The organism is Blastomonas sp., assembly GCF_046294995.1.
Classification (GTDB): domain Bacteria; phylum Pseudomonadota; class Alphaproteobacteria; order Sphingomonadales; family Sphingomonadaceae; genus Blastomonas.
Genome location: NZ_JBKBOG010000011.1, coordinates 68,402 through 95,360, shown reverse-complemented (window position 1 = coordinate 95,360; position 26,959 = coordinate 68,402). Strand labels below are relative to the sequence as shown.

Below are 26,959 nucleotides of genomic sequence, written 5' to 3'. Positions count from 1 at the left end.
GGCATGACAATCTCCGTTGGTTTGTGCGCTCAGTCGGCAAGATGCTTGAGGATCAAGTACCAGTGATCGAGCCCGGCGTAGAAATCTTCCACCCGGATGCGTTCGTTGAGGCCGTGTGCGAACATGTCGGCATCGCGCATCGCGGCGCCGCTGATCGCGACGGTGTTCAGCCCCAGCGCACGATAGTGCATGCCATCGGTGCCGCCCGATTCCATGTACGGCGCGATCACCATGTCGGGAAAGCGCGCGTGCACGCCCGCCTTGACCGCGCCGAGCACTTCGTCGTTGAGCGTCGATGCCGGGCTTTCGACGACATCGGTGGCCAGCTTGAACGCGACCTTGTCGTTGCCGACGACCTGCTTGAGCGTCGCCTCGGTCGCAGCCGCGCCGCCTTCGCCAGGGAAGATGCGGCAGTTGACCGTCGCGGTCGCCGATTGCGGCAGCGCGTTTTCGGCATGGCCGCCTTTCAGCATCGTCGCGACGCAGGTGGTCGCAAGCATGTTGGCTGCAGGCGAGGCAAGCAACGTCGCGCGCGCGGCCTCGTCGGCAGGGTTGCGCGAAAACGCCAGCATCGCCTCGCCGAGCGGACCGGGGGTGATCTTGCCGAGCTCGGCAAACGATCCGCGGGTGATCGCGCTGTCGCGCACCGGGAAGCGATAGGCCTCGATCGCTTTGAGCGCCGATGCGAGCTCATAGATCGCATTGTCGGCGCGGGGCCGCGACGAGTGGCCACCTGGATTGGTGACGGTCAGCTCGAAGGTTGCAAAGGTCTTCTCCGCCGCCTGCACGCCGAACATGATCGGCTTGAAATCCTCGGTCAGCCGGATTCCGCCGGCATCGCTGTTGAGCACCAACGCGGGCTTGATCGTCTCTGCAACCATCTTCGCCTGTGCGCGGGTGCTGATCATCCCGGTTTCCTCATCGCCCGAGAACACCAGAATCAGATCGCGCTTGGGCGTCCAGCCTTCCTTCTTGAGGCGGATGAAGGTGTGCGACAGGCTGGCGATGCCGTATTTGTTGTCCACCGTGCCGCGCCCGAAAAAATAACCGTCCTCCTCGGTCAGCGTGAACGGAGGGCGCTCCCAATCTTCGGGCAGTGCTTCGACAACATCCATATGGCCGAGCAATACGATCGGTCCGGCCTCGGGGGTTCCTTTTGCGCGATAGGTGACCATCAGCCCCTGAGTCGGCTCGCCGTCGCTGTCGTAGTCGGTGACCGCTATGTCGCTCTCGGGAAAGCCGGCTTTCACGAACGCACCCTTGAGGTATGCGACCATTGCAGGAACCTGCTTGTGGCCGCGTGCGGTGCGGAATCCGACGATATCGCTGTAGAGCTGACGGGCGGCAAGCTCATCGGGGCTGCGTTGCTGGGCGAATGCGGGGGTGAGGGCGGTGCTGGCCATGCCGATCATTGCCGTGGCCATCGCCCATTTGCGCAAAAACTTCATGCCGATCGTGCTCCCTCGTCTCTCGCCAAACCCTGCCCGAGCGACTATAGCCCGGATACAGACTTGGAGAGCAATTTATGTCCGCCCACAACCCCTCGCTTCGTCCCTGGCGCGATATCGACCGGCGCAAGTCGCGGCAGATCATGGTGGGCAACGTTCCGGTCGGCGGTGATGCGCCGGTGACCGTGCAGACGATGACCAACACGCTGACCTCGGATGCGCGCGCGACGATCGACCAGATCCGCCGCTGCGAGGACGCGGGCGTCGATATCATCCGCGTCTCGTGCCCCGATGTCGAATCCACCGCCGCGATGAAGCAGATCGTCCGCGCGGCGCGCGTTCCGATCGTCGCGGACATCCATTTCCACTACAAGCGCGCGCTCGAGGCCGCCGATGCGGGCGCTGCCTGCCTGCGGATCAACCCGGGCAATATCGGCTCGTCGGACAGGGTGCGCGAGGTCGTCAACGCCGCCAAGGCCAATGGCTGCTCGATCCGCATCGGCGTCAACGCCGGAAGCCTCGAAAAGGACCTGCTCGAAAAATATGGCGAGCCTTGCCCCGAGGCCTTGGTCGAAAGCGCGCTCGACCATATCAAGCTGCTGCAGGACCATGATTTCCACGAGTTCAAGGTCGCGGTGAAGGCGAGCGACCTGTTCCTCGCGGTCGCCGCCTATCAGCAGCTTGCCGATGCGGTCGATTGCCCGCTGCACTTGGGCATCACCGAGGCGGGCGGTTTCGTCGGCGGGACGGTCAAGAGCGCGATCGGCATCGGCAGCCTGCTCTGGGCGGGAATCGGCGACACCATCCGCGTCTCGCTTTCGGCCGAGCCCGAGGAAGAGGTGCGCGTCGGCTACGAGATCCTCAAGTCGCTGGGCATCCGCACCCGTGGCGTGCGCATCGTCAGCTGCCCGAGCTGTGCGCGGCAGGGCTTCGATGTCATCCGCACCGTGCAGAAGCTCGAGGAACGGCTGCAGCACATCAACACCCCGCTGTCGCTCTCGGTGCTCGGCTGCGTGGTCAACGGCCCCGGCGAGGCGCGCGAGACCGATATCGGGCTGACCGGGGGCGGCAAGGGCAAGCACATGGTGTATCTGTCGGGCATCACCGACCACACGGTCGAGGACGAAGGCATGGTCGATCACATCGTCCGGCTGGTCGAAGCCAAGGCGGCTCAGATCGAGGCGGAAGCCTCCGATGCGGGCCAGGCCGAGGTCGTGGCGGCGGAATGAGCGTCAGCATCCGGCCTGCGCGGCCCGGCGACGAGGCGGCGATCCTGCGGCTGGTGATCGCGCTGGCGGTCTACGAGCGCGAACCCGATGCGGTGCAGGCGACCGAGGACTCGCTGCGCAAAACGCTGTTCGGCGAAAATCCGCAGGTGTTCGCGCATCTGGCGGAGATGGACGGCGAGGTCGTGGGGCTGGCGTTGTGGCTGCTGACCTATTCGACCTGGACCGGCGCGCCATCGCTGTATCTGGAAGACCTGTTCGTCTGCCGCAGGGCGCGCGGTACCGGCACCGGACGCGCGTTGCTGACGACACTAGCGCGCGAGGCCAAGGCACGCGGCTGCGCGCGGATGGATTGGGCGGTGCTCGACTGGAACGACAAGGCCAAGGACTTCTACCACCACATCGGCGCGCATCACTCAAAGGGCTGGGAGCCGTGGCGGATCGAAGGGGATGCGCTGGAGAGGCTGGCGGAGGGCTAGGCCATTGTCGCTATTTGGGTCCTATGATAATATTCGTGACCCATGGAGGCGTTTATGACCTATTCGGCAAAGCTGATCAAAGGCGGCAAAGTTGTCATCCCAGCCGACCTGAGGCGTGAACTCGGATTCAATGAGGGCGACCGGCTGATCTTCGAGCGCGAGGGCGACAGCCTAGTGATCAAATCGGATACGCAAGTGCTCCGCGAGGTGCAGGAAGCTTTTCGCCCCTTTCGTCCCGCCGATGGCAGCAGCATTGTTGATCTGCTCATCCAGGAACGTCGCCTTGAGTCGATGCGCGAAGACGAGGAGTCGGCGCGGTTCAACGAACGGTTTCAACGCAAATGACGTTTGCGGTTGATGCGTCGGTAATGTTGGCGATGATTTTTGAGGAGCCGGGTACCAACGGCGTGTTTGAAGTTATCAGGGGCGGCATGATGTCGACTGTCAACTTCAGCGAAGTGCTGACCAAATGTCTTGAGCAAGGCGCTGATGCTGATTTCGCCGAGTGGCAGATCGGGCGTCTTAACATCAGTCGTGAACCCTTCACGGTGGATGATGCCAAGGCAGCGGCAGCGTTGCGTCTTCCCACCCGCTATCGGGGGCTATCGCTGGGAGACCGCGCGTGTTTGGCGCTGGCATTGCGAGCAAATGTGCCGGTGATAACAGCGGACCGACAGTGGGATGGGCTGGACGTTGGCGTAGAAATACGGGTGATCCGATAGCGCAGCCACGCAGGCTGCACCGTTTACGGTTTATTAGGTGGTTGCGCGCATCGTGTTGCAATGACCCAAGCCCGCGCTTTCTCTACCCGCCCGATCAATGACGCCGCATGGCATGCCGTGCTGCGCTTCGTGATTGTGTCCGGCTGCGCCAGCGCCCTGATCCTCGCGCGTTACCCGCTTCCGCTCTAACCGGCGAGCTTGCGCTCGATACCCTGCCACAATTTCGCATAGGCCTGTGCCGCCGGCGCCCTGGGATCGAACGCGCCCACCGGCATGCGCTCCTCGGCCATCCGTTCGACCGCGCTCGCCATCGGCACCACCGGCCAGTCGGGATATTGCTCGAGCGCCTGCTTGTGCAGCGCGCGTCTGCGATCGACCATCACAAACACCGGAAGCATCGGCGCATGCTTGCCCGATTTGCCGTCGAGATACGCCTGCACTTCGACGAATGCGCGTTGCGACAGGGGGGACGGGATGATCGGCACGATCACCAGATCGGCAGCGCGCAGCACCTGATCGGATGTCTCGCTCAGGCCCGGCGGGCAATCGAGGATGATCCGGTCATAGGTCTTGCCCAGGCCGTCGATCAGCTTCTTAAGCCTTTTGGCCTTGCCGATCTCGAACAGCATCCGGTCGAGACCGCGCAGCGAATGATCTGCGGCCAGCAGGTCGAGCCCTGCGATCCGCGAGGGGCGCACCAGTCTGTCGGGAGACACATCGCGCGCGAAGATCGATCGCGCCTCGTCCTTCACCGAGCGATCGTCGCCAATCAGATGGCTGGCCGCGCCCTGCGGGTCGAGGTCCCACAACAATGTCCGCCGTGACGACAGCACCGCCGAACACCATGCCAGGTTCACCGCGCTGGTGGTCTTGCCGACACCGCCTTTCAGATTGTAGACGGCAATACTGTGCATCCGCTCCCCCATGTCAGCCCCCCGATGGCAGTGCCGGTTGGGCGGGGGCCGGGCCCTCCACAGGGGCGGCCAGGCCTTCCCTCGGGTTAGCCGGGCCTTCCCCAGGGTTAGCCAGGCCTTCCCTAGGATCTGATTGTGTCACCGCTGTTGCAGGCAGGTTGAGCCCGGTTTTTTCAAGCCATGCACGGAAATCCGCGACGGTGCGCACCGGGTCTTCCTCCATCGGGATATGGCCCAGATCGTCATACACCACGACCGTTTCGTTGGGCAGCTGGCGCGCGAACCATGTTGCGTTGGCCAACGGGATCAGCGTGTCCTTCTTGCCCCACATGATCAGCGAGGGCATGGTGAGGCCGGCAAATTCCAGCGCATTGGCTGGCTTGCGCGGAAAATCTCCCCGAGCGACGGTCGCCTCGCGGTTGCCTGGGTGGCGCAGCAGCTTCCAGTACAGATCGACCATCTCGGGCGTGATCTTGCTCGGATCGCCGACCGATTGTTCCAGACTCTGCTTGATGATGATGCGCGGGGTGAAGACCTTGAGGATGGGGCGCACCGCCGCGCTCTGCGCCAGCCGGAAACCGATGGGGACCTTGGTCGGCTTGGTGTCGGGAGCGCCCGAGGCGTCGATCAGCACCAGCCCGGCGACACGCCTGGGATAGGCCAGCGCCATGTTCCACGCGACCCAGCCCCCCATCGAATTGCCCGCAACCACATAGCGGTCGATGCCCAGCCGGTTCATCACCGCAGCGCCGGTGTCGCGGAAGGCTTCGGTGCTGTAGTCCTCTTTCACCTGCGCTCCGGTCAGCCCATGGCCGGGCTGGTCGTAGCGGACGACACGATAGTCGGCCTTCAGTGCATCGACCCAGCCCTGCCAGGTGTGCAGCGACGCATTCGATCCGTGGATCAGCAGGATCGCCGGTGCATCGCGCGGGCCCTCGTCGCGAACGTGGACGCTCTGGCCATTGGGGAGCTCGATGAACTGCGACGGTGGCTGGCCATATTGGGCCTGCAGCTCGGTCGGCTCGATGTCTGGTGCATAGCCCCAGATGCCGATGGCGATGATCGCGACGACCACAAGGATCAGCAGCCATTTCAGGAATTTGAACATAGAAATCCTTTGGTTGGCCAATCCGTCGGCCAGTGTCTCGCACGCCGGTGCCCTATATACTTGTGCACCTTGCCGGGGTCTCGGCAAGCAAAAACCCTCTCCGTGGCGGCACGCGCCGTGTGGCGGCGCTGCAATTAAGAACGGCTTGCAATATCAAAAGCGAGTGCATAAACGTTGCGCGCGCCCCCTATCGCGGCGGGCAGCATCGGGGTCTGGGAGATTTTTGTGGGAATGGGTTCTTCGGTTCGGGGGCAGTTGCTTGCTGCCCTGGGAACAAGTTGCGCAGGGTTGGCAGCAGTCGCCAGCCCAGCACACGCCAGTGAAAACTCGGCTGACTCCGCTGTAATTGCTGACGAATTTGACGAAGATCGCGACCAGCAAATCGTCGTGACAGGCTATGCGGTCAAGGAGCTGAGCGACCCCAAGCGGACCCTGCCGGTGCTCGACACCCCTGCGACGGTCACCGTCATTGCGGACAAATTGCTCGAAGAACAGGGGCGGCGGACGCTGCGCGATTCGCTTCGCAATATCACTGGCGTCAGCTTTCAGGCGGGCGAGGGCAACCCGCCAGGCGGCGGCGATTCGTTTTCGGTGCGCGGATTTTCCGGCCGCGACGACATCTTCGTCGATGGCATTCGCGATCCGGGCAATTATTTCCGCGATCCGTTTTATGCCGACCGGGTCGAGGTGACCAAGGGTCCGGCCTCGGCGTTTGCCGGTCGTGGCAACATTGGCGGTACGGTCAACATCGTCACGCGTCAGCCTGTGATGGATATGACCACCGGCGCAGACCTCAGCATCGGCACGCACGACCAGTATCGCGCCACGGGCGACATCAACATTCCGATCTCGCAAGAGCTGGGCATCGCATTCCGCATCAACGGAATGGCGCACAGCGCGGACGAGCCGGGCCGCGATCAGGTCCAGAACCGGCGCTGGGCGATCGCGCCGTCGCTGGGTTTCGGCCTCGACACGGCCACGCGCGTGACGCTGAACTATCTGCATCTCGAGCAGCACGACCAGCCTGATTTCGGCATCCCCAACGCCCGCAACCGGTCGCTGGCCGGATCCGGGCTCGAAGGCCGTCCCGCGCCCGTGCGCCGATCGAACTATTACGGCTATTCCAACGATTATCTCGACGTCGTCACCGACATGGGCACGCTCAAGATCGAACATGATTTCGGCGACGCGGTGAGCATCCAGAACCAGACCCGCTATGCCCGCGTGCGCAATGACTCGATCATTTCGGCGCCGCGCTTTGTCGGCAACGTCACCACGCTCAATGCCAACACCCAGGCGCTGGGCAACCGCAAACCGCGTTTCCAGACCGACAAGCTGTTCATCAACCAGACCAATCTGACCGTGCGGTTCGATACCGGCGATATCCGCCACACCACGGTGGCGGGGCTCGAGATCGTCGATGAAAGCACCGAAAACCGGCGGCGGCTGGATACCAATGGCCCTGCGACCAACCTGTTCAATCCGGTGTTCGGTCCAGCGCCCGCCATTCCGTTCAACGGCACGCGCGCGCGCATCGATACCGATACGGTGGCTGCCTATGTCTTCCACACCATGGAAATCGGCAACTCGTGGCGGATCACCGGCGGGCTTCGCTATGATGATGTCGACAGCCGCGTGCGCGGCATCGACGACCTGGGCAACACGCCAGGCTTCGTCGTCGATGTGTCGCGGGTTGATCGCGAATGGTCGGGCAACGCCGCAGTGATCTATAAGCCCAGCGAGAATGCCAGCCTGTATGTGGCTTATGGGACCGCGTTCGAACCTTCGGGCCGTTCGGAGGTCGTGCAGGTCGCAGGCGGAAACAACGCCCCGCCGACCGCTTTTTCCGCTTTCGATGTCGCGCCCGAGACCGGCGATGCGTGGGAAGCCGGAGCCAAATATGAACTGCTGGATGGCGAGCTCGAGCTGTCGGCCGCAGTGTTTCAGATCACCCGCAACAACGCCCGCACGCCGGGGCTCAATCCCGGAGATCCGGCCATCGTGCTGGATGGCGAGCAGCGGGTGCGGGGCTTCGAGCTGCAGGCGATCGGCGCGATCACCCCGCGCTGGAACGTGTTTGCCGGCTACAGCTATCTGGATGGCAAGGTGATCAAATCGAACCGTGCGTTCGAGACCGGGCAGCGTCTGGACAACACCCCCAAGCATTCGGTCGCGCTGTGGACCTCGTATGACGTCACCGGCGAACTGAGCGTCGGCGGTGGCCTGCAGCATGTCGGCCAGCGTCGCAGCAACGTCCAGGAAAGCGCCACGACCGGGAACTTCGCGGTCACCGTCCCTGCCTACACCGTGGTCGATGCCTTTGCCGAATATCGCGTCAATCCGTATGCGACGGTGCGGCTCAACGTCTACAATGTCGGCAATGAATATTACTTCCAGTCGTTCTCCAGCGCACAATCGATTCCCTCGGCCTCGCGCAATGCGCTATTGACGCTCGCCTTGAACTATTGATCGCGGGTCAGCTGCCCGCCGGGGAGACCGTGGGGTGATACTGGAAATCGAAGGCGTTCTGACACCGGACGCCGTGGCAGACTTTCGCGAGAGACTTGCCACGGCGCCCTGGGGCGACGGACGGGTGACGGCGGGATATCAGTCGGCGCTGGCCAAGCACAATCTGCAGCTGCCTGAGACCAGCGACGCGGCGGTCCACCTGGGCAGCGCGGTGCTCAAGGCGCTTGCCGGCAGCCTGCTGTTCCAGTCCGCAGCGCTGCCGCACAGCATCTTCCCGCCGCTGTTCAACCAATATGCGCAAGGCCACACCTTCGGCGTGCATGTCGACAATGCCATCCGCACGCATCCGGCCAGCGGCGCGCGAGTGCGCACCGACCTGTCGTGCACCCTGTTCCTGTCCGACCCTGCCGAATATGATGGCGGCGAACTGGTCATCGAGGAAGGCTCGGGCGAACGGCGGATCAAGCTGCCCGCAGGGGATATGGTGCTCTATCCCGCCACCACCCTGCACAGCGTCACACCGGTAACGCGCGGTGCGCGCATTGCTTCCTTCTTCTGGGTACAAAGCCTGGTGGCGGACCAGGGCCGTCGCTCCATCCTGTTCGACATCGATATCGCCATCCAGTCGCTGCGCCAGCGGATCGGCGATGACGATCCGGCGCTGATCGCGCTCACCGGCAGCTATCACAACCTGCTGCGGCAATGGGCAACCCCTTGACGGGCATCAGTGCGCCAGCAGCAGCGGAATGTTCGAGTCCCTGAGGAAATAGCGGGTCACGCCGCCGAGCAGCACCTCGCGCAGGCGGCTGTGGCCAAAGGCGCCCATCACCAGCAGATCGGCGCCGATCTCGGCCGCGACATTCTCGATCACTTCCTCGATCGAGAGCGTACCCCGCTCGCGCTCGATCAGTTCGCTGCACACGCCATGACGCGAGAGATATTCGCTCGCCTCGGTCGATGGAAAGCCGCCGGCCTTTTTGGGCTCGATGATCGTGACAAGGTGCACCGACGCTGCCTGTTGCAGCATCGGCAGTGCCAGCTTCATCGCGCTGGCCGCCTCGTGGCTGCCATCCCACGCGACCAGGACCTTGCCTGCGGTATACAGCGCCTTGGTATCGGTCGGCACCGCGAGTACCGGGCAGCGTGTTTCCACCGCAACATCGGCAATTGCCAGCAGCGGGTGCGGACGCACGTTGCGGGCGGTGTTTTCCAGCGACAGCACGATCACGTCGGCAAGGCGCGAGGCGCTGATCACCGCCTGCGTGACATCGCCATCATAAGCGGTCCAGTCCCAGGGCAGCCCCTCCACCTTCATCCGCGCCTCGACCAGATTGCGCAACCTGTCCTCGTCGGCGCGCAGTTGCTCGAGCATGCTGGCGGGCACATAGCTGCCACCCATCGGGTCCATCACGATAAAGCCGGAAAGCGGGGTCGCCTGCAGAAAGGTGATGTGCCCCGACTGGCTGCGGGCAAGGTCCAGCGCCACCTGAAACCGGGATTCGAATGCGGCGCCGCCATCGGCATAAAGCAGGATCGATTTCATGGTGCCTTCTCCTTGTTTCGCGTGCGCCAAGATTGCGGCTGCCGGACGCAACAAGCATTGATTCAAATCAAGCGATGGCTGGAAAAAGCGGTTATGTGCCGCTAGGTCCACGCCGACGGACACGATTCGACCGTTTGTCCTGCCATCAAACTTCCGGGAGACCGCTCGCCATGCAGAAAATCTATCCTGATGCCGCATCCGCTCTGGAAGGTCTGCTGTTCGACGGGATGCACATCTGCGCCGGCGGCTTTGGCCTGTGCGGTATCCCCGAGCGCTTGATCGACGCGATCCGCGATGCCGGCACCAAGGATCTGACGATCGCCTCCAACAACGCCGGAATCGATGGCGAGGGGCTGGGCAAGCTGTTGCGCACCCGCCAGGTCAGGAAGATGATCTCGAGCTATGTCGGCGAGAACAAGGAGTTCGAGCGCCAGTATCTGGCAGGCGAACTCGAGGTCGAATTCTGCCCGCAAGGCACGCTCGCCGAACGCTGCCGCGCAGGGGGCGCGGGCATTCCCGGCTTCTACACCAAGACCGGCGTCGGCACCCAGGTGGCCGAGGGCAAGGAGCACAAGGACTTCGACGGCCAGACCTATATCCTTGAGCGCGGAATCTATGCCGATCTGTGCATCATCAAGGGGTGGAAGGCCGACAAGGCGGGCAACCTGATCTTCCGCAAGACCGCGCGCAACTTCAACCAGCCCATGGCGACCGCAGGCAAGATCTGCGTCGCCGAGGTCGAGGAGATCGTTGAAACCGGCAGCCTCGATCCCGACTGCATCCACCTGCCCGGCATCTACGTCAAGCGCCTGATCTGCGGCGCGCCGTACGACAAGAAGATCGAGTTCAAGACCGTGCGCGAGCGGGTGGCCGCGTGATGAAGTCCGCTTTTCTCCCCTCCCGCAGGCGGGAGGGGTGGCCGAAGGCCGGGGTGGGCTTGCTCCGCCGCTATTTTCAGGCCCACCCCGGCTTCGCCTTCGGCTCAGCCACCCCTCCCGCAAGCGGAAGGGGAAAGGTCGTTGGCGCTGCGGCCCTCGTTTCTCTTGCCCTGTCCGCCTGCACCACCGTGCAAAGCAATCCTGTCGCAACCACAGCATCTGTTCCCGCCTCCGCGCCCTCGGTGCCGATGGGCCAGCAATGGCTCTATGGCTCGGCCGAAGGCGCGATCGCGTCCCGGCAGACCTTCGGCGCGCTGACCAGCTATGCGCTGGCCAAGGCCGCTGCGCGGCCCGCCGACAGCGTCATCATCGACGAGTCCACCGGGCGCCCGGTGCCCTGCGGCAACAAGCCGCTGGCTGCCGTGTTCGATGCCGACGAGACGCTGATCTGGAACATCGGGCCGATGCGCTGGTTCGCGCTGCGCGGCGCCGAGTTCGACGCCAAGACCTGGGAACAGTGGGAAAAGACCGGCACCGGCAAGGCCGTGGCGATGCCCGGTGCGATCGAGGCGATGGCCGCGTTGCGCGCTGCAGGGATCACGCCGATCGCCAACACCAACCGGTCGACCGCCAACGCAAAGGGCAGCGAGGCGACGCTAGCTGCAGCGGGCCTCGGCGACTTCAAGCACGGCGAAACGCTGTTCCTGATGGGCGACGATGCCGACGGATCGAGCAAGGACATGCGCCGCGCGACGATCGCCGCGCGCTGGTGCGTGGTGGCGATGGCGGGCGACCAGCTTGGCGACTTCCGCAACGGTTTCAACAAGCCCGAACTGCCCCCGCTGCAACGCCGCGCGCTGGCGACCGCAGCGCCGTATGACAAGCTTTGGGGCAATGGCTGGTTCCTGTTCGCCAACCCGGTCTACGGCCCGTCGATCCGCGGGGGTTTTGATGATATCTTCCCGGCGGAAACGCACTGGGAGCCCGACACGCCATGAACGACAACGTCGAAAGCCTGATCATCGAGCGCTTGCGCCGTATTGAAGACAAGCTTGATACCGAAATCGAGCGTGGCATGGAGACGCGTGAGCGGCTGGGGCACCTGGAAAAGGGTATCGCCTCGATCAGTCGCCGGGTGGACCGGATAGATTCCCGGCTGGACCGTATCGAACGGCGGCTTGAACTGCAGGAGGCTAAGTAACCTAAAATGCCCTGGACCCGTGACGATATGGCGGCGCGTGCCGCGAAGGAACTCAAGGACGGCTATTACGTCAACCTCGGCATCGGCATCCCGACGCTCGTGGCCAACCATGTGCCCGAGGGTATCGAGGTGACGCTGCAGTCGGAGAACGGCATGCTGGGCATCGGCCCGTTCCCGTTCGATGGCGACGAAGACGCCGATCTGATCAACGCGGGCAAGCAGACGATCAGCGAGCTGAAATCGTCGAGCTATTTCAGCTCGTCGGACAGCTTCGCGATGATCCGCGGCGGGCATATCGACCTCACCGTGCTCGGCGCGATGGAGATCGCCGAGAACGGCGACATCGCCAACTGGATGATCCCCGGCAAGATGATCAAGGGCATGGGCGGCGCGATGGATCTGGTCGCAGGCGTCAAGAAGATCATCGTGGTGATGGAGCACACCTCCAAGAACGGCGATCCCAAGTTCATCCCCGAATGCACGCTGCCGCTGACCGGCAAGAACGTGGTCGACATGATTATCACCGACCTGTGCGTCTTCCAGCGCCCCGATCACGACAGCCCGTTCCAGCTGATCGAACTGGCGCCCGGTGTGACCGCCGAGGATGTCGCGGCCAAGACGACGGCGCATTATGTCGTCTGACGAGGTCGGACCTGCTCCCACGCCGGCCGATAGGCCGCGCTGGGAATACAGGTTCGACAATTTTCACCGCGCCTATCTGCTCTTGCGTGAAGCCATAGAGTTCTCTCGGGAGCGTGGCCTGTCTCAGCTTGAGCAGGAAGGCACGGTGCAGCGCTTCGAATACTGCTGGGAACTGGCCTGGAAAACGATCAAGGATTATCTCGAGTTTCAAGGCGTCGTCCTTGATACGGTTACCCCGCGTGCGGTGTTGAAGGCAGCCTTCGCGGCCAATCTGATCGAAGATGGCGAGGTGTGGATGACGGCGCTCAATGCCCGCAACAAGATGTCGCATACCTACAACCTCAAGATGTTCGAGCAGGTGGTGAAAGCGATCGAAGCGCGCTATCTTGGGCTGATGGGCCAGCTGGACGAGACACTGCTGGCCGTTCGTGCGCAAGGTGATGGGTGATGATCAGTGCACAGCTCGATGAAGAACGGCTGGCGGTGCTTGCATCCGTGCTGCAGCCATATGCGCACAGGATAGACAAAGTGGCTGTCTTCGGCTCGCATGCAATGGGTCGGGCGCGGCGCAATTCCGACATCGATCTGGTGATCTATGGCCGTCTGGATGAAGGCGATATCGACAGGATCTGGACCCTGCTGGACGAAAGCCCGCTTGCGGTAACGGTTGATGTCGTCGGGTATAATCTGCCGCTCTATCCGCCATTGCGCGCGCATATCGATAGGACGGCGCAAACCCTGTTTATGTCCGCCGATCTTGCCGATCTGAAAGCGGCATGAAGCGCGGCAGGCAGGTTGCGCTGGGGATAGTGGTGCTTGCGCTGGGCGGGCTTGGTGCATGCGCCGCGACGACCTCTCCGCCGCTGCTGCTGAGCCATCTCGACGCGGTGACGGGCGGCGGCAAGGGCGCGGCGCTCGTGGCCGAAGCCGTGCCCTTCGGCGACCATGGCCAGACGCTCGATGTCTGGCGCGCGGCCGATGCCACCACGGGCGACAAGCGGCCGGTGCTGATCTTCTGGCACGGCGGCGGCTGGGTGAAAGGTGCGAGGGCGGACTATGCGTTTGCCGGGCGCGCTTTCGCCAAACAGGGTTTCGTGGTCGTCGTGCCCGATTACCGCAAGGTGCCGCAGGTCCGCTTCCCTGCATTCGTCGAGGATGCCGCCGATGCGGTCGCGTGGACCCGCGACAACATCGCGCGTTATGGCGGCGATCCGCAAGCGATCGGCTTTTCCGGCCATTCGGCGGGCGCACACACTGCGGTGCTGCTCGCGCTCGATCCGCGCTGGCTCAAGGCGGCTGGCGTCGACCCCGGTATCGTCAAGGCGGTGGTGGGCCTCAGCGGCGCTTACGACTTCTACCCGTTCACCACCAAGCGCTCGATCGACGCGATGGCGGCCTATCCCGAGCCTGAAGTGACGCAGCCGATCACCTTCGCGCGCGCCGATGCGCCGCCGATGCTGCTGATCACCAGCAGCGAGGACACCACCGTGCGCCCGCGCAACGCGATCAACCTCACCGCGCGGCTCAAGCAGGAAGGCGCGGTGGTCGAGATGATCAACTATCAGGGGCTCGACCATGAAGAGGTGGTGATGGCGCTGTCCAAACCCTTCCGCGGCAAGGGCCCGGTGCTGGAGGACAGCACCCGCTTTCTGAAGCAGCATCTCAAACCTGCGGAGTAACCATGGCCTACACATTGTTCACCGCGAACCGGAACTATTCGAGCTGGTCGCTGCGGCCGTGGGTGCTGATGCGCGGGCTGGGGATCGATTTCGAGGACCGGCTGGTTCCGTTCGGCGGGCCGGACAATTCGGCCGAATTCCGCAGCTTTGCCCCCAATGGCAAGGTTCCCTGCCTGCACGATGACGGCACGGTCGTCTGGGATTCGCTGGCGATCATCGAATATCTGGCGGAGCGGCATCAAGGTGTCTGGCCATCCGACGCGACAGCGCGCGCCTGGGCACGGTGCGCGGCGGCGGAGATGCACAGCGGCTTTTCCGCGCTGCGCAACATCTGCCCGATGAGCGTCGGGGTACGTGCGCAGCTGCACGATATCCCCCCGGCGCTGCAGGCAGATATCGACCGAATATCGGAAATCTTCTGCGAGGGGCTCGACCGGTTCAGCGGCCCCTGGCTGGCCGGTACGGACTTCACCGCGGTGGATGCTTTCTTCGCTCCGGTCGCTTTCCGGGTGCGCACTTTCGGGCTGCGCCTCGATGACCGCACCGCCGCATGGGTTGGCCGAATGCTCGGCCACCCGGCGATGTTCGCGTGGGAAAGCGCAGCGCTTGCCGAAACCTGGCGCGACCTGGCGCACGAGGCCGAGATTGCAGACGCTGCCACGATCGCAGCGGATTACCGCGCGGTGGTCTGATCCGGCCTGCCTGATCCGGCCTGCGGCCACCGGCTTCAACAATCCATTGCGCTCCCCCCGATAAAATATCAGACTGCGGGCCTGTCCGGGGGGATCACATATCATGGCGCACATCTTGGGGGCGGGGTCGAGCAAGGCCGAACGCGAGCATCGTTTTTTCCTGCGCATGGCGGCGCTGATCCTGCTGTTCACCGTGATCGGGTTTGCTCCGAGCTATTATCTGCGCGCCTTCATCCCGCCGCTGCATCCCATGGAGCCGCTCAACCTGCTGGTCCACCTGCACGGGATCGTGTTTAGCTCGTGGGTCATCCTATTCATGGTGCAGGTCGGGCTGATCTCGGCAGGCAAGCGGCATGTGCACCGACAGCTCGGAATGTTGGGCATATTGCTGGTGGCGCTGATGATTCCGCTGGCGATTGCGGTCGGCATCGCCGGTATTCACCGCCCTTTGACCGCAGCGCCCGGCATCGATCCGCTATCATGGGCGGCGTTACCGCTGCTCGACGCGCCGGTGTTCGGCGGACTGATCATCTCCGCGCTAGCGATGCGCCACCGACCCGACGTTCACAAAAGGCTGATGCTGGTCGCAATGATCAACATGGTGCAGCCGTCCGCCGGCAGGTTGATCGGAATGACCGGCCTGCCAGGCGAGGCGGTCGGGCCGCTGTCCGGGCTGGTGGTGCTGGCTCTGCTCGCTGCGCTGCTGTTTCGTGACTGGCTGGCGACCCGGCGGTTTCACCCCGCCGTCCTGATCGGATCGGCGATTGTCTTTGCGCGGATTGCGCTGACCCCGGTTGTCTGGTCGACGGGGCCCTGGCTGTCCTTTGCCCGCTGGGTGTCCGGCGGCGGCTAGAGCGAGATGAGCGCGTGTCGCGCGACCGGCAATAACGTCTGGTCCCCTAAACGGTGCCACGCAAACCGGCAATCCGGCCAGCACCGGCGACAGACCGAATCCGGCATGGCTTGCTCTTGAGCACTTTACAGGGCAAAACAGGGTAATTGGCACAGACACTGCGGTTAACGCATTGCAGCCGGGGCGCATTTTTAATCGGAGGCCGCATGAAGCACTGGCTGCGCAGTCCTATCGTCTGGACCGCAAGCGGTCTTGCCGCTGGAGCTCTGCTGATCGGGCTCAACGTTTCGCGCGGCGGCGGTGTGGTTGCAGGCACTCCGGCGATCGCCGCCCAGGCCACGTTGCTGGTGCCCGATACGCCCGAGCGCTGGCAGGGCAAAGTCGATTATGCCGCGTTCGATGCGCGCATCACCCGCCTGATGCGCGATCCGGAAATGGCAGGCCTGTCGGTGGCGACGGTCGAGAACGGGCGGCTGGCGTTCGTGCGCGGCTATGGCTTTGCCGATCGCGAGGCCGGTCTGCCGGTCACGCCGCAAACAGTGTTTCGCTGGGCATCGGTGTCAAAGGGCGTGGCGGGCACGCTTGCCTACAAGCTGGCCGAAGAGGGCAAGCTCAGCCTGTCGGCCCCGCTGGCGTCTTTCGGCACCAGCCTCAAATTGTCGGGCGGCGCGGAACACCGGCTGGCGATCCCCGATCTGCTCGCCCACCGGCTGGGGCTGTCGCGCAATGCCTATGATGGCAAGCTGGAATCGGGCGACCCTGCGCCGATGCTCCGCAACATGCTGTCCACCGTGCCGCAGCAGTGCATGCCGGGCGATTGCCACAGCTACCAGAACGTCGCGTATGACGCGTTCAGCGAAATCGTCGGCAACGCGACCAGGATGCCGTACGAGATGGCCGCCGCGCAGCAACTGTTCGCGCCGCTGGGGATGACCAGCGCCGGCATGGGGATGACCAATTTGACCGGCGCGGCCAGCTGGGCGCGGCCCTATCGCGGGGGCAGGGTGCAGACCCTGTCCGATGCGTATTTCCGCGTGCCTGCCGCTGCTGGCGTGAGCTCGAACATCATCGATCTGGCGCGCTGGATGCAGGCGCAGATGGGGCTGTCGCCGCAGGTGATTTCGCCCGGCGTACGCGCCGAAATCCACCGCCCGCGCGTCGCCACCTATCGCGGCGGGCGCAGCGGACCCGATTCGCTGATCATCAGCCACGGCTATGGCCAGGGCTGGCGCAGCCATATCTATGACGGCCACTGGCTGGTCGGCCATGGCGGCGCGGTCAACGGCTATCGCGCGGCGATGTGGTTCGATCCGGCGACCCAGAACGGCATCGTGATGCTGTGGAACAGCGGGTCGACCCGGCCGTTCCGGCTGCCTTACGAGTTCTTCGATCAGGTATATGGCCGCCCGTTCACCGACTGGATGACGATCGACAAGGATCCGCGCTTCATCGATCCCGTCCCGCTGATGCCGGCGCCTGGCCCCGATGCGACGATCGTCGCCGACTGATCCCGAAAAGCAATTCCCACAAAAACAGAACATATCGGAGAGAAATGCCATGAGCATCGTACTGCATCACCTTGAATATTCCCGCTCCACCCGGGTCATCTGGCTGTTGGAGGAGATGGGGACGCCGTACGACATGGTTCGCCATCAGCGCGACCCTCAGACCTTCCGTGCACCTCCTGCGCTCAAGGACGTCCACCCGCTGTCCAAGGCCCCCACGGTGATCGTCGATGGGCACGTGATGGTCGAATCGGGCGCGATCATCGAGTATCTGATCGAGCGCTTCGGCAGTGGCCGGTTGGCCCCCGCCAACGCCAAGGACCGCCCCGCCTATCTGGAATGGCTGCACTTTGCCGAGGGCACGATGGCCAGCCCGATCATCTTCACCGCGCTGGCACCGCGCTTTGGCGGTCTTGGACCGATGCTGGGCGGGTTTCTGGGGGCAGAGGTCACCAAATTGCTCGACCATGTCGACGCCGCCGTGACGGGCCGCGAGTTCCTGGTCGGCGACCGGCTCACCGGCGCGGACATCAACATGGCCTATCTGCTCGAGGTGGCCGCAGCGAGCAAGCTGCTCGAAGGACGTCCGGCGGCGGACTATCTGCAACGGCTGCGCGAGCGCCCGGCCTATGCAAAGTCGATCGAGATCGGCGGACCGATGATCTTCTCGGCCATGGGCGGCTGATCGCCGCTGCCCGGGCTCAGGCCAGCGTCAGTCCAGGCAGCCAGTCCGACCACAACGCCAGCTTTTCTGAATGGATCTGCTCGGCCTGTTCGCCCTGGACGGGCACCATCAGCATGGTGGCGTTGGGAGCAAGCTGGCCGATCAGATGCCGGTCGGCGCGGATCACCTGGCCCACGCGCGGATAGCCGCCGGTGGTCTGGCCTTCGCAGCCGATCAGGTACGGCAGCCCATCGGGCGGGCACTGGACGATGCCGGGGAACACCGCGCCGCTGCGGATCGGTGCGGCCGAATTGAGATCGATCGTGGTGCCCTGCAGCTTGAGTCCCATCCGGCTCGAGCGCGATGAAACCCGCCAGCGCTTGCGCGCCAGTGCAGACATGCCGAGCGCCAACCGGTCGGATTCGGGCCCCGCGACCACGCGCAGCACGAAGCCATGGCCAAAGAACGGTTGCAGCTCCGCCGGGGTGGTGATCCTGGGCAGCTGCTCTGCGCCATCATTCAGCGCGATCACATCGCCATCGACGAGCGCACGACCCTCGATCCCGCCGAACCCGGCCGCAATCAGCGTGGATTGCGACCCCAGCACCGGCGCGACCGCGATGTCCGCCGACACCGCCAGATAGATACGGCACCCTGCCCAGACGCGGCCGATGCTGATCGTGTCTCCGGCGGCGAGCTGCAGCGTCTCGTGCTGCTCGACGTCTTCGCCGTTGATCGCGACCTGGCAAGGGGCGCCGGTGACCGCGATGGCGAGGGGGCGATCGGCGCGGAACTCGGCCGGCCCCAGCGTAATTTCGATCGCCGCAGCCTCGTGCGGCTTGCCGACCAGCCGGTTGGCCAATGCCAGGCTCAGGATGTCGGCCGCGCCGCCCGAAGGCACCGCCAGCCGGCGCAGTCCGCGAAACGGCGCCGCCTGGATGCTCGACTGGACGCCGGCCTTGATCACGGTGAAGCTCATGCGCTCTCTCCCGCCATCCGGGTCAGCGTGGCATGGTCAACCCGCTCGAACACCACCTTCTGGCCGGGGGTGAGCAACGCCGGTGATGGCGCGTACGGATCGAACAGCGTCTCGGCGATGCGCCCGATGATCGGCCATCCGCCGGGGCCAGCGTGCGGATACAGCCCGCAGATGTGGCCGAGCAGCCCGACCGAGCCCGCTGCGACTTGCGTGCGCGGATCGGACAGGCGGGGGATTTCAGGGATTGCCGCATCGCAGGTGAGATAACCGAACCCGGGCTGGAACCCCAGCATCGCCACGCACCAGGTCTGCGCGGCATGCCATCCGGGCAGGGCATCGGTGGCGATGCCCAACAGTTCGGCGACGATTTCGGCATCATGCGCCCATATGCTGTCATAGCAGATATGCAGCGTGATCGGCGGCGGGGTGGTGTCCGGCACGGTTTCGGGCGCAACGGCCAGCAAGGCTTCGGCAGCACTGCGCGCGGCCTCGAGCGATCTTTCTGCCGGGTTCCAGCTCAGCGAGAGGCTGTCGAGCCCCGGCACCACGTCTTCCCACCCCTGATCGCGTGCCGCCTGCGCCAGCCCTGCCACCTGATCCCGGCCAAGCGATCGAATCATCAACCAGTCATCGGCGCAATAGATCGGCAGGGTCATCGGGCGGCTCTCCGGGTGCTTTTATGCTTATGCCCTTGCTTGCCATCACCTCGGCGATCCGCAAAGCGGTTTGTTCCGCTCCGGGACTGTCGGAATGAAGGCACAGGCTTTGTGCCGCGACATGGATCAGGGAGCCGTCATCGGCCATGAGCGGTTGCCCGGTGGCGATGGCGAGCGCCTGCGCCGCGCGGGCGTCGTCGCCTGTGATCAGCGCTCCCGGCTGGCTGCGCGGGATCAGGCGGCGGGCCGCCGTATAGCCGCGATCGATGAACCCTTCGGCGATGAAGCGCGCGCGCGCCTTGACCGCCGCTGTCTCGAACGCGCCATGGGCCAGGCCTACCAACGCCAGTTTCGGGAACGCGCGGTGCAGCGCCTGTGCGACCGGATCGGCCATGTCCGGCCGATCGGCAAGGTCGTTGTACAGCATGCCGTGCGGCTTGATGTGGGTGAGGGGGATCGAGAGGTCTTCGGCGATCGCGGCGAGCGCACCGACCTGCGCCAGCAGCGATTCGATCAGCTGTGCTACCGGCATATCGAGCGACGTCCGGCCGAAGCCCGCGCGGTCGGGATAGGAGGGGTGCGCGCCCGGAGCCACGCCTGCGTTGCGCGCGGCGCGCAGCATCCGCGCCATGCTGCCCGCGTCCCCGGCATGGCCGCCACAGGCGATGTTGCAGCTGGAAATGTGCTGCATCAATGCGATGTCGCGCGCTTCTTCCATCGGCTCTTCGCCCAGATCGGCGTTGATGTCGATCGAGCCGGTCATGGCCAGACGCCCGCCGCGCGCAGGATCAGCCGTAGCCCCAGCAATGTGCAGACCAGCACCACGCCGCCGCCCGCCAAATTGGCAACCGGTCCATTGGCGAAACTGCCCAGGCTCGCCTTGCGCGATGCGACCCACAGAAGGAACGCGGCGAGGATCGGCAGCAGCAGGCCGTTGGCGGACTGGGCGATCAGGATCAGCTCGACCGGGTTGACCGCAAAGAATGCGAAGGTGGTTCCGATGGCGATCACCGCCACTGCGGTGCGCTTGAAGATACGCGTGCGCCGTTCGATGTCGCCCCCGCTGGCCGGATTTTTGGCTAGCATCTCTGCGAGCACATAGCCCGTGGCGAGCGGCGCGGTGAGCGAGGAGCTGAACCCTGCGCCGACCAGCCCGAGCGCGAACACGATCCGCGCCGGGCTTCCGAAAAGCTCTTCAAGCCGCATCGCGACATCGTCCAGCGGTCCGCCTCCGGCAGATACCATCGCGCTGGTCGCGGCCCCCATTATCACCACCGCCATCGACAGCAGCCCGCCCAAAGTGACCGAGACCGCCGTGTCCGTGCTGGCAGCGGCAATTCCCTCCCGGTCGGCGCTGAACTGGCCGCGCACCGATGCGGCGTGGAGGAACAGGTTGTAGGGCACCACCGTCGTCCCGATCAGCGCGATCGCGGTGAACACGCTGGCGGAGGGCAGCCCGGGGACCAGACCGCGCGCGGCGGCGGACCAGTCTACATCGATCACCATCAGCCCGCCGACAAATGCCAGCGCCATCGCCAGCACCAGCGCGATCAGCAATTTCTCGAGCCAGCCGGGCTTGCCGACGATCACCAGCACGGCCGCCAGCACGCCGATCACCAGCGCGCGCATCGAAGCAGGAACGACATCGTCACCCAGTCCCAGCAGCGCCAGTCCCAGTCCCGTGCCGCTGATATTGCCTGCCTGATAGGCCGAGTTGCCAATGGCGAGCGCGGCGAAGATCAGCGCCGCCATCGCCCAGCGCAACGCAGGGCTGGATGCTGCCGCCAGAATCGCCTCGGCCAGCCCCTGGCCGGTGACGATCGCGACCCGCGCCGCCATATTCTGCAGGATGATCGTCGATACGGTCGCGAACACCAGCGCCCAGAGCAGGCCGTAGCCAAAGCCGATCCCCGCGCTGGCGCAGGCGGTGACGGTCCCGGGGCCGATGAACGCTGCGGTGACCAGCATCGCCGGCCCGGGGCGGTAGGTTCTGAGCCTCACCAGCCCCAGCTTTTTTCACGGTACCATTTGGTGATCACGTATTTCGCGCCTTCGCGCACCTTCATGCCGTGGTGGATGGTGGCGGGGTTGAGCGATCCGTCGGGCCTGCGGTTGTTCCACGCGACCAGTTTGCCGGTCTCGGGTTTGATCGATTTGTCGATGGTCTTGAAACGCGTCGCGCCGCCCGCCACCGGCTCGTTGAGGTAGATCATGAAGGTCCACGTGCGCTGGCCTGCGACACTGGTATAGCGTTCGAAGTCCTGTCCGCCGGGTTCGAAATAGTCGGTGTGCGCCTTGAACTCCTGCCCCACGGCGTAACGCTGCCCCTGCATCGTCTCGCCGAACCGGCGGTCGATTCCCGACAGGGCACTGAGCTTTTCGTCGAGCGCGATGACATCGGGGTCCTCGGCGCTCATGTCGCAGGTTTCCGATGTGCGGAAATAATGGTCGCCATTGGGGTCGGCAATGGTCGAGGGGCGGCGGTCGGTGTCGATCTTGGCGACGAACGTCGCGCATTCCTCCGGCGTCAGGAAATTGCGCAGAATGAACAGCTCGAGCCGCAGCGTGGGCACCCGCTGGATGCCGGGTACCTTCATCAGGGCGGCAACGTTGCATTGATTGCTGGCGGTGTTGGGTTCGCTCATTGGTCCGATCCACGCGCGGCTGGTGTCCGCCCGCCGATTAGCCCGCATTTCAACGCCAGTTCAACCCTGCAAACGGCTGGCGTGTCAGGGCATTGACGGTTAAATGAGCGCCCATGCCCCTGCGCCACCGTTCCCCTGCCGGATCAGCCGGTTTCAGCCTGCTGGAAATGCTGGTGGCGCTGGCGGTGTTCTCGATCGCCGCGCTGGCGCTGATCAAGCTGCAGGGGGCGAGCCTGATGCAGACCGCAGAGCTCGACAGCCGCTTGTACAGCGAGGTGGTGGTCCGCAATCTGGCCGTAGAAGCGCTGACCGACCCCAACCCGCCCTCGCTGGGCGATTCGCAAGGCGCCGCGACCAACGCCGGACGTGCCTTCACCTGGCGGCGTACCACGACCGCGCTCGAGGGCGGCGAGATGCTCAAGGTCGATCTGGCGGTGAAGCAGGCGGCCGGGCCCGAGGTGACGCTGACCGTGCTGAGGCCGGTGTTGTGATTGAGCCCAGTGCGCACCACCCCCGTTTGTCCCGAGCGAAGTCGAGGGACGTGCGCGCGACCGTTGCGCAACGTCCCTCGACTTCGCTCGGGACAGGCGGGGAGGGGTGCAAGCAGGGTGAACGCGGCTTCACCCTCGTCGAAATGATGGTCGCTCTCTTCATCTTCGGGATGATCGCGAGCGCTTCCGTCCTGCTGCTGCGCCAGAGCGTCGAGGCCGAGGCGCGCAGCGCGTTGCGGCTCGAAGAGATGGGCGATCTGCGCCGGTTTTCGGCGATCATGGCGCAGGACATGACGCTGATGCTGCCGCGCCCGTCGCGCGATGCGGTCGGCAGCGACCGCGTGGCGCTGATGAGCGGCGATCGCCTTCTGCTCGGTTTCACTCGCCAGGTGCCGCAGATCGATCCGCAGGCGGGCTCGTCGAGCCTGCAGCGGGTCGAATGGGCGCTGACCGACGGGCGGCTGACCCGCGCGATCGCGCCCAAGGCGGATGGCGCCGCGACGAGCGCCCCGGTGCCGATCCTCGAAGGTATCGGATCGGCGCAGCTGCGCTTTCGCGACAAGCAGGGTCTGTGGCAGCCCGACTGGCGTCCGCAGCGGACCGACGAACTGCCGATCGCGATCGAACTGACCCTGGCGCAAGTCGGCAATCCCGGCGCGCCGCTGGTGATGCAATTCCTGGTCGCAGGGGGCGGGGGATGAGCGCGCCGGGCAAGCCTTCGGAACGCGGCATCGCGCTGCTCAGCGTGCTGCTGCTGGTCGCGGTGATGGCGATCGTCACGACGCTGATCCTCGACCGGGTGAACCTGGCGGTGCGGCTGGCGGGCAATGCCGGCGCTGCCGACCGCGCGCGATTCGCGGCGCTGGGCGCCGAGAGCTTCGCCGCGCGCGAGATCAAGCGACGGCTCGACCAGAGCCCGGCGCGCACGGTCAATTTCGGTGGCTGGCTGGGGGCACCCACGGTGCTGCCGCTCGACGACGGCTCGGGCGCGGTGGTCACTGCGACGGTGCGCGACGGGGGCAACTGCTTCAATCTGAACTCGGTGGTCGCAGGCGAGCCGGGCAACCTTTCGGCGCGGCCGGTCGGGATAGGCCAGTTCGCCGGGCTGATGACCGCCTTGGGCGTGCCAGCGCAGGACGCTGCGACGCTTGCCGATGCGCTGGCCGACTGGATCGACACCGATTCCGTGCCGCTGCCCGCAGGCGCCGAGGACCAGTTCTACATGCAGGGCGATGCACCCTATCGCACTGCCGGCCAGCTGCTGCGCGACAAGGGCGAGGTGCAGGCGCTGCACGGCATGACGCCGCAGCTTTACGCCACGCTCGAACCCTGGGTCTGTACGCTACCCGATGCGATCCTGTCGCCGATCAACGTCAACACGCTGCTGCCCGAACAGGCGCCTTTGATCATGATGCTGGCGCCGGGCCGGATCCCGCTCGAGCGCGCACGGCGGCTGATCGCCGAACGCCCGGCACTGGGCTATGCGCGGATCGCCGATTTCTGGCGGCCGCTGGCGCTGCAGTCGCAAACCTTCGGGCCCGAGATCGAAGCCCAGCCGCAGATCGTCAGCCGCTGGTTCGAACTCGATCTGGTGATCGCGCAGGGTGAGAGTCGCTGGCGGCAGACCAGCCTGCTCGACGCGCAGCTGACGCCGGCGCGGATCATCGCCCGGCGGATCGGCGAGCCTTGAACGTCCACATAATTTAATTGCGCCAAAACATCCGATTCCCGCATTTTCCCTTGCATTGGCCCTGTGCTTTGTAAGATAGCGAGCCGCGCCAATCGTCGCTTGACGATTGTCCCTGCGCGCTCCTAAGGAGCGCCTCCGCGTGGCGTGTGCAGTGTGTGGCGACCGTAGCTCAGTTGGTTAGAGCGCCGGTTTGTGGTACCGGAGGTCGGGGGTTCGAGACCCCTCGGTCGCCCCATCTGCCCTTTTCGTCGAGGCTTCAAAGCCCCCGCCGCGTCATGAACAGCCGGGGGAGACGGGCGCGTGCAAAGCTATTGGGATCTGCCTGACTTCGACGAGCACGAAGCCGTGCAATATGTGCACGACCGCGCCTCGGGCCTGTCGGCGATCATCGCCATCCACTCGACCAAATTGGGCCCCGCAGGCGGCGGTACGCGCTTCTGGCATTATGCCGACAAGGGCCGCGCCATCACCGATGCGCTGCGCCTGTCGCGCGGCATGAGCTACAAGAACGCCATGGCCGGCCTGCCGATGGGTGGTGGCAAGGCTGTGATCCTCGCCGATGCCGACAGCCGCAAGACCCCCGAAATGCTCGCCGCGTTCGGCGATGCGATCGAGGCGCTGGGCGGGCGATATGTCACCGCCGAGGACATCGGCATGTCGGATGCCGACATGGTCGCGATCTCTAAGCGTACCAAGTTCGTTTCGGGCCTGCCGGTCCAGCAGGAAGGTTCTGCCGGTGGCGATCCCGGTCCGTTTACCGCCAATGGCATCTTCCAGGGCGTGAAGGCTGCGGTCCAGTTCAAGCTGGGCACCGACCGGCTCAAGGGCGTGCGCATCGCGGTGCAGGGCACCGGCAGCGTCGGCGGCGGGCTGGCCCGGCTGCTGGCGGCAGAAGGCGCCGATCTGACGCTCGCCGACGTCAACGCAGATCGCGCGCAGGCGCTGGCCGACGAGTTGGGCGCGCAGACAGTGTCTGCCGATCAGATCATGCAGGTCGAGGCCGATGTGTTCAGCCCCAACGCGCTGGGCGCGATCCTCGATTCGGAAAGCATCGAGAAGCTCAACGTCAAGATCGTCGCAGGCGGCGCCAACAACCAACTCGCGCGGCCGCATCATGCCGACATGCTGGTCGATCGCGATATCCTGTACGCGCCCGATTACGTCATCAACGCGGGTGGCATCATCTCGGTCGCGCTCGAATATTTCGCGCAGGCCGAAGGCCGCACCGCGCAGGTCGACGAGGTCCACTCGCGGCTGACGGGAATCCCCCAGCGGCTGACCGGCATCTGGCAGGAAAGCCGCAGCACCGGCCAGTCGCCCGCTGCGGTCGCCGACGCGATGGCACAGAAGCTGATCGGTCGGGGTTGATACGCACGTTTGCCGACCGCAACCATTTCCGCTCAGCCTGAGCCTGTCGAAGGCCCCGCTATATAGCCAGCGTGGGCGCGGGTCCTTCGACAAGCTCAGGATGAGCGGAGGTGGGTACAGCTGAAGATCGCATCCCCCACCACGCAAATTCCCTTGAGGCGGTGCCTGCATCGTGGCAACAAGGGACGACGCCGATATGCCTCGGCGCAAGGAAGCTGACGCAACGCTCGCTCATGCATGGTTTTGCCAATCCTACGCGATTTCTGTCGATTGCCCGGCCGCTGACTCCGGCGTTGCTGATCACGGGTGTGATCATGGTGGCGATCGGCCTGTTCCTTGGCCTGTTCAACGCCCCGGCCGACCGGCTGATGGGCGATACGGTGCGCATCTTGTACATCCACGTTCCCGCCGCATGGCTGGGCATGGCAGGCTGGACCAGCATCGCCATCGCAAGCCTGGTCGAGCTCGTCTGGCGCCACCCGCTCGCAGGCATCGCCGCGCGCGCATCTGCGCTTCCTGGCGCGTTCTTTTGCGCGCTGTGCCTCGCCACAGGATCGATCTGGGCGCGGCCGACCTGGGGCACCTGGTGGGTGTGGGACGGACGGTTGACCTCGATGCTGGTGCTTTTGTTCCTGTACCTCGGCTACATGGCGCTGGCTGACGCGAGTCAGAAGGATGCCGCTGCCGGGCGCAACGGCACGGCGCGTGTCGCTGCGATCTTCGGGCTGGTCGGCGCGATCAACGTTCCGATCATCAACCGCTCGGTCGTCTGGTGGAACAGCCTGCACCAGCCGGCGAGCATCACCATGGGCAAGTCCGCGATCGATCCGGCGTTCCTCTGGCCGCTGGGCATGGCCGTGATCGGCTTCTCGCTGATCTTCGGCGCGATCATCCTGATGCGGATGCGCACCCTGCTTGCCGATATCCGGATCGAGGCGCGGATGCGCAGATTGGCTGCGGCATGACCCAATGGACCTATGTCATAATGTCCTATGGGCTCGGAATAGGTGGCACCATCGCCCTGATCGGCTATTGCTGGATGGCATTGCGGCGCACCGAAGCGCGGCTGGATGCGCTCAAGCGCAAGTGAACCGGATACACCCGACA

At 64.8% G+C, this 26,959-nt stretch carries 32 protein-coding genes and 1 tRNA gene; 24 read left to right on the top strand and 9 right to left on the bottom strand.

What is annotated here, in order from left to right:
* Nucleotides 1-29: 29 nt before the first annotated feature.
* Nucleotides 30-1,448: a M20/M25/M40 family metallo-hydrolase gene (locus ACK4R0_RS12640; RefSeq protein ID WP_409674404.1), complete on the bottom strand. Its 1,419-nt coding sequence runs from the start codon at nt 1,446-1,448 to the stop codon at nt 30-32.
* Between the two features lie 77 nt (nt 1,449-1,525).
* On the opposite strand from ACK4R0_RS12640, the gene ispG reads away from it, so the two are divergent.
* The 4 genes from ispG to ACK4R0_RS12620 are packed head-to-tail and all read left to right on the top strand — an operon-like array spanning nt 1,526 to nt 3,875.
* Nucleotides 1,526-2,677, top strand: coding sequence for a flavodoxin-dependent (E)-4-hydroxy-3-methylbut-2-enyl-diphosphate synthase (ispG, locus tag ACK4R0_RS12635; RefSeq protein WP_409674402.1), 1,152 nt, complete (start codon nt 1,526-1,528; stop codon nt 2,675-2,677).
* Nucleotides 2,674-3,153: an N-acetyltransferase family protein gene (locus ACK4R0_RS12630; protein WP_409674400.1), complete on the top strand. Its 480-nt coding sequence runs from the start codon at nt 2,674-2,676 to the stop codon at nt 3,151-3,153. Before ispG ends, ACK4R0_RS12630 begins: the two co-directional genes overlap by 4 nt.
* Nucleotides 3,154-3,207: 54 nt before the next feature.
* A complete protein-coding gene (locus tag ACK4R0_RS12625) occupies nt 3,208-3,498 on the top strand; it encodes an AbrB/MazE/SpoVT family DNA-binding domain-containing protein (RefSeq protein ID WP_409674398.1) in 291 nt (96 codons plus the stop codon).
* The gene (locus tag ACK4R0_RS12620; RefSeq protein WP_409674396.1) at nt 3,495-3,875 is read left to right on the top strand and encodes a type II toxin-antitoxin system VapC family toxin; all 381 of its coding nucleotides are present in this window, start codon (nt 3,495-3,497) and stop codon (nt 3,873-3,875) included. Before ACK4R0_RS12625 ends, ACK4R0_RS12620 begins: the two co-directional genes overlap by 4 nt.
* 185 nt (nt 3,876-4,060) lie before the next feature.
* On the opposite strand, the gene ACK4R0_RS12615 is transcribed toward ACK4R0_RS12620, so the two are convergent.
* Both ACK4R0_RS12615 and ACK4R0_RS12610 read right to left on the bottom strand, forming a co-directional pair.
* Nucleotides 4,061-4,789, bottom strand: coding sequence for a ParA family protein (locus ACK4R0_RS12615; protein WP_409674394.1), 729 nt, complete (start codon nt 4,787-4,789; stop codon nt 4,061-4,063).
* A 13-nt stretch (nt 4,790-4,802) separates the two neighbouring features.
* Complete coding sequence (locus ACK4R0_RS12610; protein ID WP_409674392.1) at nt 4,803-5,897, bottom strand: alpha/beta hydrolase; 1,095 nt, start codon at nt 5,895-5,897, stop codon at nt 4,803-4,805.
* Nucleotides 5,898-6,284: 387 nt separating this feature from the next.
* On the opposite strand from ACK4R0_RS12610, the gene ACK4R0_RS12605 reads away from it, so the two are divergent.
* Nucleotides 6,285-8,366, top strand: a complete 2,082-nt coding sequence (locus tag ACK4R0_RS12605; RefSeq protein ID WP_409674390.1) for a TonB-dependent receptor — start codon at nt 6,285-6,287, stop codon at nt 8,364-8,366.
* Nucleotides 8,367-8,400: 34 nt separating this feature from the next.
* Nucleotides 8,401-9,084, top strand: a complete 684-nt coding sequence (locus ACK4R0_RS12600; RefSeq protein ID WP_409674388.1) for a Fe2+-dependent dioxygenase — start codon at nt 8,401-8,403, stop codon at nt 9,082-9,084.
* Nucleotides 9,085-9,090: 6 nt separating this feature from the next.
* Here ACK4R0_RS12600 and ACK4R0_RS12595 read toward each other — a convergent pair whose 3' ends face one another.
* Nucleotides 9,091-9,909, bottom strand: a complete 819-nt coding sequence (locus ACK4R0_RS12595; RefSeq protein ID WP_409674386.1) for a universal stress protein — start codon at nt 9,907-9,909, stop codon at nt 9,091-9,093.
* Between the two features lie 170 nt (nt 9,910-10,079).
* On the opposite strand from ACK4R0_RS12595, the gene ACK4R0_RS12590 reads away from it, so the two are divergent.
* The 11 genes from ACK4R0_RS12590 (at nt 10,080) to ACK4R0_RS12540 (ending at nt 18,044) form a co-directional block, all read left to right on the top strand.
* A complete protein-coding gene (locus tag ACK4R0_RS12590; RefSeq protein WP_409674384.1) occupies nt 10,080-10,787 on the top strand; it encodes a CoA transferase subunit A in 708 nt (235 codons plus the stop codon).
* A gap of 248 nt (nt 10,788-11,035) precedes the next feature.
* Nucleotides 11,036-11,785, top strand: a complete 750-nt coding sequence (locus ACK4R0_RS12585; protein ID WP_409674382.1) for an HAD family acid phosphatase — start codon at nt 11,036-11,038, stop codon at nt 11,783-11,785.
* Entirely contained in the window at nt 11,782-11,988 is a 207-nt protein-coding gene (locus tag ACK4R0_RS12580; RefSeq protein ID WP_409674380.1) for a hypothetical protein, read from the top strand. Before ACK4R0_RS12585 ends, ACK4R0_RS12580 begins: the two co-directional genes overlap by 4 nt.
* A gap of 6 nt (nt 11,989-11,994) precedes the next feature.
* Nucleotides 11,995-12,630, top strand: a complete 636-nt coding sequence (locus ACK4R0_RS12575) for a 3-oxoacid CoA-transferase subunit B (RefSeq protein WP_409674378.1) — start codon at nt 11,995-11,997, stop codon at nt 12,628-12,630.
* Entirely contained in the window at nt 12,620-13,078 is a 459-nt protein-coding gene (locus ACK4R0_RS12570; RefSeq protein WP_409674376.1) for a nucleotidyltransferase substrate binding protein, read from the top strand. Before ACK4R0_RS12575 ends, ACK4R0_RS12570 begins: the two co-directional genes overlap by 11 nt.
* Complete coding sequence (locus ACK4R0_RS12565) at nt 13,078-13,410, top strand: nucleotidyltransferase family protein (protein ID WP_409674374.1); 333 nt, start codon at nt 13,078-13,080, stop codon at nt 13,408-13,410. Before ACK4R0_RS12570 ends, ACK4R0_RS12565 begins: the two co-directional genes overlap by 1 nt.
* Entirely contained in the window at nt 13,407-14,309 is a 903-nt protein-coding gene (locus tag ACK4R0_RS12560; protein WP_409674372.1) for an alpha/beta hydrolase, read from the top strand. Before ACK4R0_RS12565 ends, ACK4R0_RS12560 begins: the two co-directional genes overlap by 4 nt.
* 2 nt (nt 14,310-14,311) lie before the next feature.
* Complete coding sequence (locus ACK4R0_RS12555; protein WP_409674370.1) at nt 14,312-15,001, top strand: glutathione S-transferase family protein; 690 nt, start codon at nt 14,312-14,314, stop codon at nt 14,999-15,001.
* 103 nt (nt 15,002-15,104) lie between these two features.
* Entirely contained in the window at nt 15,105-15,854 is a 750-nt protein-coding gene (locus ACK4R0_RS12550; protein ID WP_409674368.1) for a hypothetical protein, read from the top strand.
* Between the two features lie 206 nt (nt 15,855-16,060).
* Nucleotides 16,061-17,362 carry a serine hydrolase domain-containing protein gene (locus ACK4R0_RS12545; protein ID WP_409674366.1) on the top strand — a complete coding sequence of 434 codons (1,302 nt, stop codon included), beginning with the start codon at nt 16,061-16,063 and terminating at the stop codon, nt 17,360-17,362.
* Between the two features lie 49 nt (nt 17,363-17,411).
* Nucleotides 17,412-18,044 carry a glutathione S-transferase family protein gene (locus ACK4R0_RS12540; RefSeq protein WP_409674364.1) on the top strand — a complete coding sequence of 211 codons (633 nt, stop codon included), beginning with the start codon at nt 17,412-17,414 and terminating at the stop codon, nt 18,042-18,044.
* A gap of 16 nt (nt 18,045-18,060) precedes the next feature.
* Here ACK4R0_RS12540 and ACK4R0_RS12535 read toward each other — a convergent pair whose 3' ends face one another.
* From ACK4R0_RS12535 to ACK4R0_RS12515, 5 genes are read right to left on the bottom strand one after another with little or no spacing between them, the layout of a single operon-like run.
* Nucleotides 18,061-19,002 (bottom strand): biotin-dependent carboxyltransferase family protein, encoded by a 942-nt coding sequence (locus ACK4R0_RS12535; protein ID WP_409674362.1) that lies wholly within the window; start codon nt 19,000-19,002, stop codon nt 18,061-18,063.
* Entirely contained in the window at nt 18,999-19,658 is a 660-nt protein-coding gene (locus ACK4R0_RS12530) for a 5-oxoprolinase subunit B family protein (RefSeq protein WP_409674360.1), read from the bottom strand. Before ACK4R0_RS12530 ends, ACK4R0_RS12535 begins: the two co-directional genes overlap by 4 nt.
* The gene (pxpA, locus tag ACK4R0_RS12525) at nt 19,630-20,421 is read right to left on the bottom strand and encodes a 5-oxoprolinase subunit PxpA (RefSeq protein ID WP_409674358.1); all 792 of its coding nucleotides are present in this window, start codon (nt 20,419-20,421) and stop codon (nt 19,630-19,632) included. Before pxpA ends, ACK4R0_RS12530 begins: the two co-directional genes overlap by 29 nt.
* A complete protein-coding gene (locus ACK4R0_RS12520) occupies nt 20,418-21,659 on the bottom strand; it encodes an Nramp family divalent metal transporter (protein WP_409674356.1) in 1,242 nt (413 codons plus the stop codon). Before ACK4R0_RS12520 ends, pxpA begins: the two co-directional genes overlap by 4 nt.
* Complete coding sequence (locus ACK4R0_RS12515) at nt 21,656-22,303, bottom strand: prolyl hydroxylase family protein (RefSeq protein WP_409674354.1); 648 nt, start codon at nt 22,301-22,303, stop codon at nt 21,656-21,658. The genes ACK4R0_RS12520 and ACK4R0_RS12515 overlap by 4 nt, the downstream gene beginning before the upstream one ends.
* Nucleotides 22,304-22,416: 113 nt before the next feature.
* On the opposite strand from ACK4R0_RS12515, the gene gspI reads away from it, so the two are divergent.
* The 7 genes from gspI to ACK4R0_RS12480 all read left to right on the top strand — a co-directional run bounded on the left by gspI (nt 22,417) and on the right by ACK4R0_RS12480 (nt 26,942).
* A complete protein-coding gene (gene gspI / locus ACK4R0_RS12510; RefSeq protein WP_409674352.1) occupies nt 22,417-22,794 on the top strand; it encodes a type II secretion system minor pseudopilin GspI in 378 nt (125 codons plus the stop codon).
* On the top strand, nt 22,791-23,495 hold the full coding sequence (gene gspJ, locus ACK4R0_RS12505; protein ID WP_409674350.1) for a type II secretion system minor pseudopilin GspJ: 705 nt from the start codon (nt 22,791-22,793) through the stop codon (nt 23,493-23,495). The genes gspI and gspJ overlap by 4 nt, the downstream gene beginning before the upstream one ends.
* Nucleotides 23,492-24,484 carry a type II secretion system minor pseudopilin GspK gene (gene gspK, locus ACK4R0_RS12500; RefSeq protein ID WP_409674348.1) on the top strand — a complete coding sequence of 331 codons (993 nt, stop codon included), beginning with the start codon at nt 23,492-23,494 and terminating at the stop codon, nt 24,482-24,484. The genes gspJ and gspK overlap by 4 nt, the downstream gene beginning before the upstream one ends.
* A gap of 158 nt (nt 24,485-24,642) precedes the next feature.
* Nucleotides 24,643-24,719 (top strand) — tRNA-His (locus tag ACK4R0_RS12495).
* Between the two features lie 65 nt (nt 24,720-24,784).
* Entirely contained in the window at nt 24,785-25,852 is a 1,068-nt protein-coding gene (locus ACK4R0_RS12490; protein ID WP_409674346.1) for a Leu/Phe/Val dehydrogenase, read from the top strand.
* Between the two features lie 233 nt (nt 25,853-26,085).
* On the top strand, nt 26,086-26,817 hold the full coding sequence (ccmC, locus tag ACK4R0_RS12485; RefSeq protein ID WP_409674344.1) for a heme ABC transporter permease CcmC: 732 nt from the start codon (nt 26,086-26,088) through the stop codon (nt 26,815-26,817).
* A complete protein-coding gene (locus ACK4R0_RS12480) occupies nt 26,814-26,942 on the top strand; it encodes a hypothetical protein (protein ID WP_409674342.1) in 129 nt (42 codons plus the stop codon). Before ccmC ends, ACK4R0_RS12480 begins: the two co-directional genes overlap by 4 nt.
* Nucleotides 26,943-26,959 lie beyond the last annotated feature (17 nt).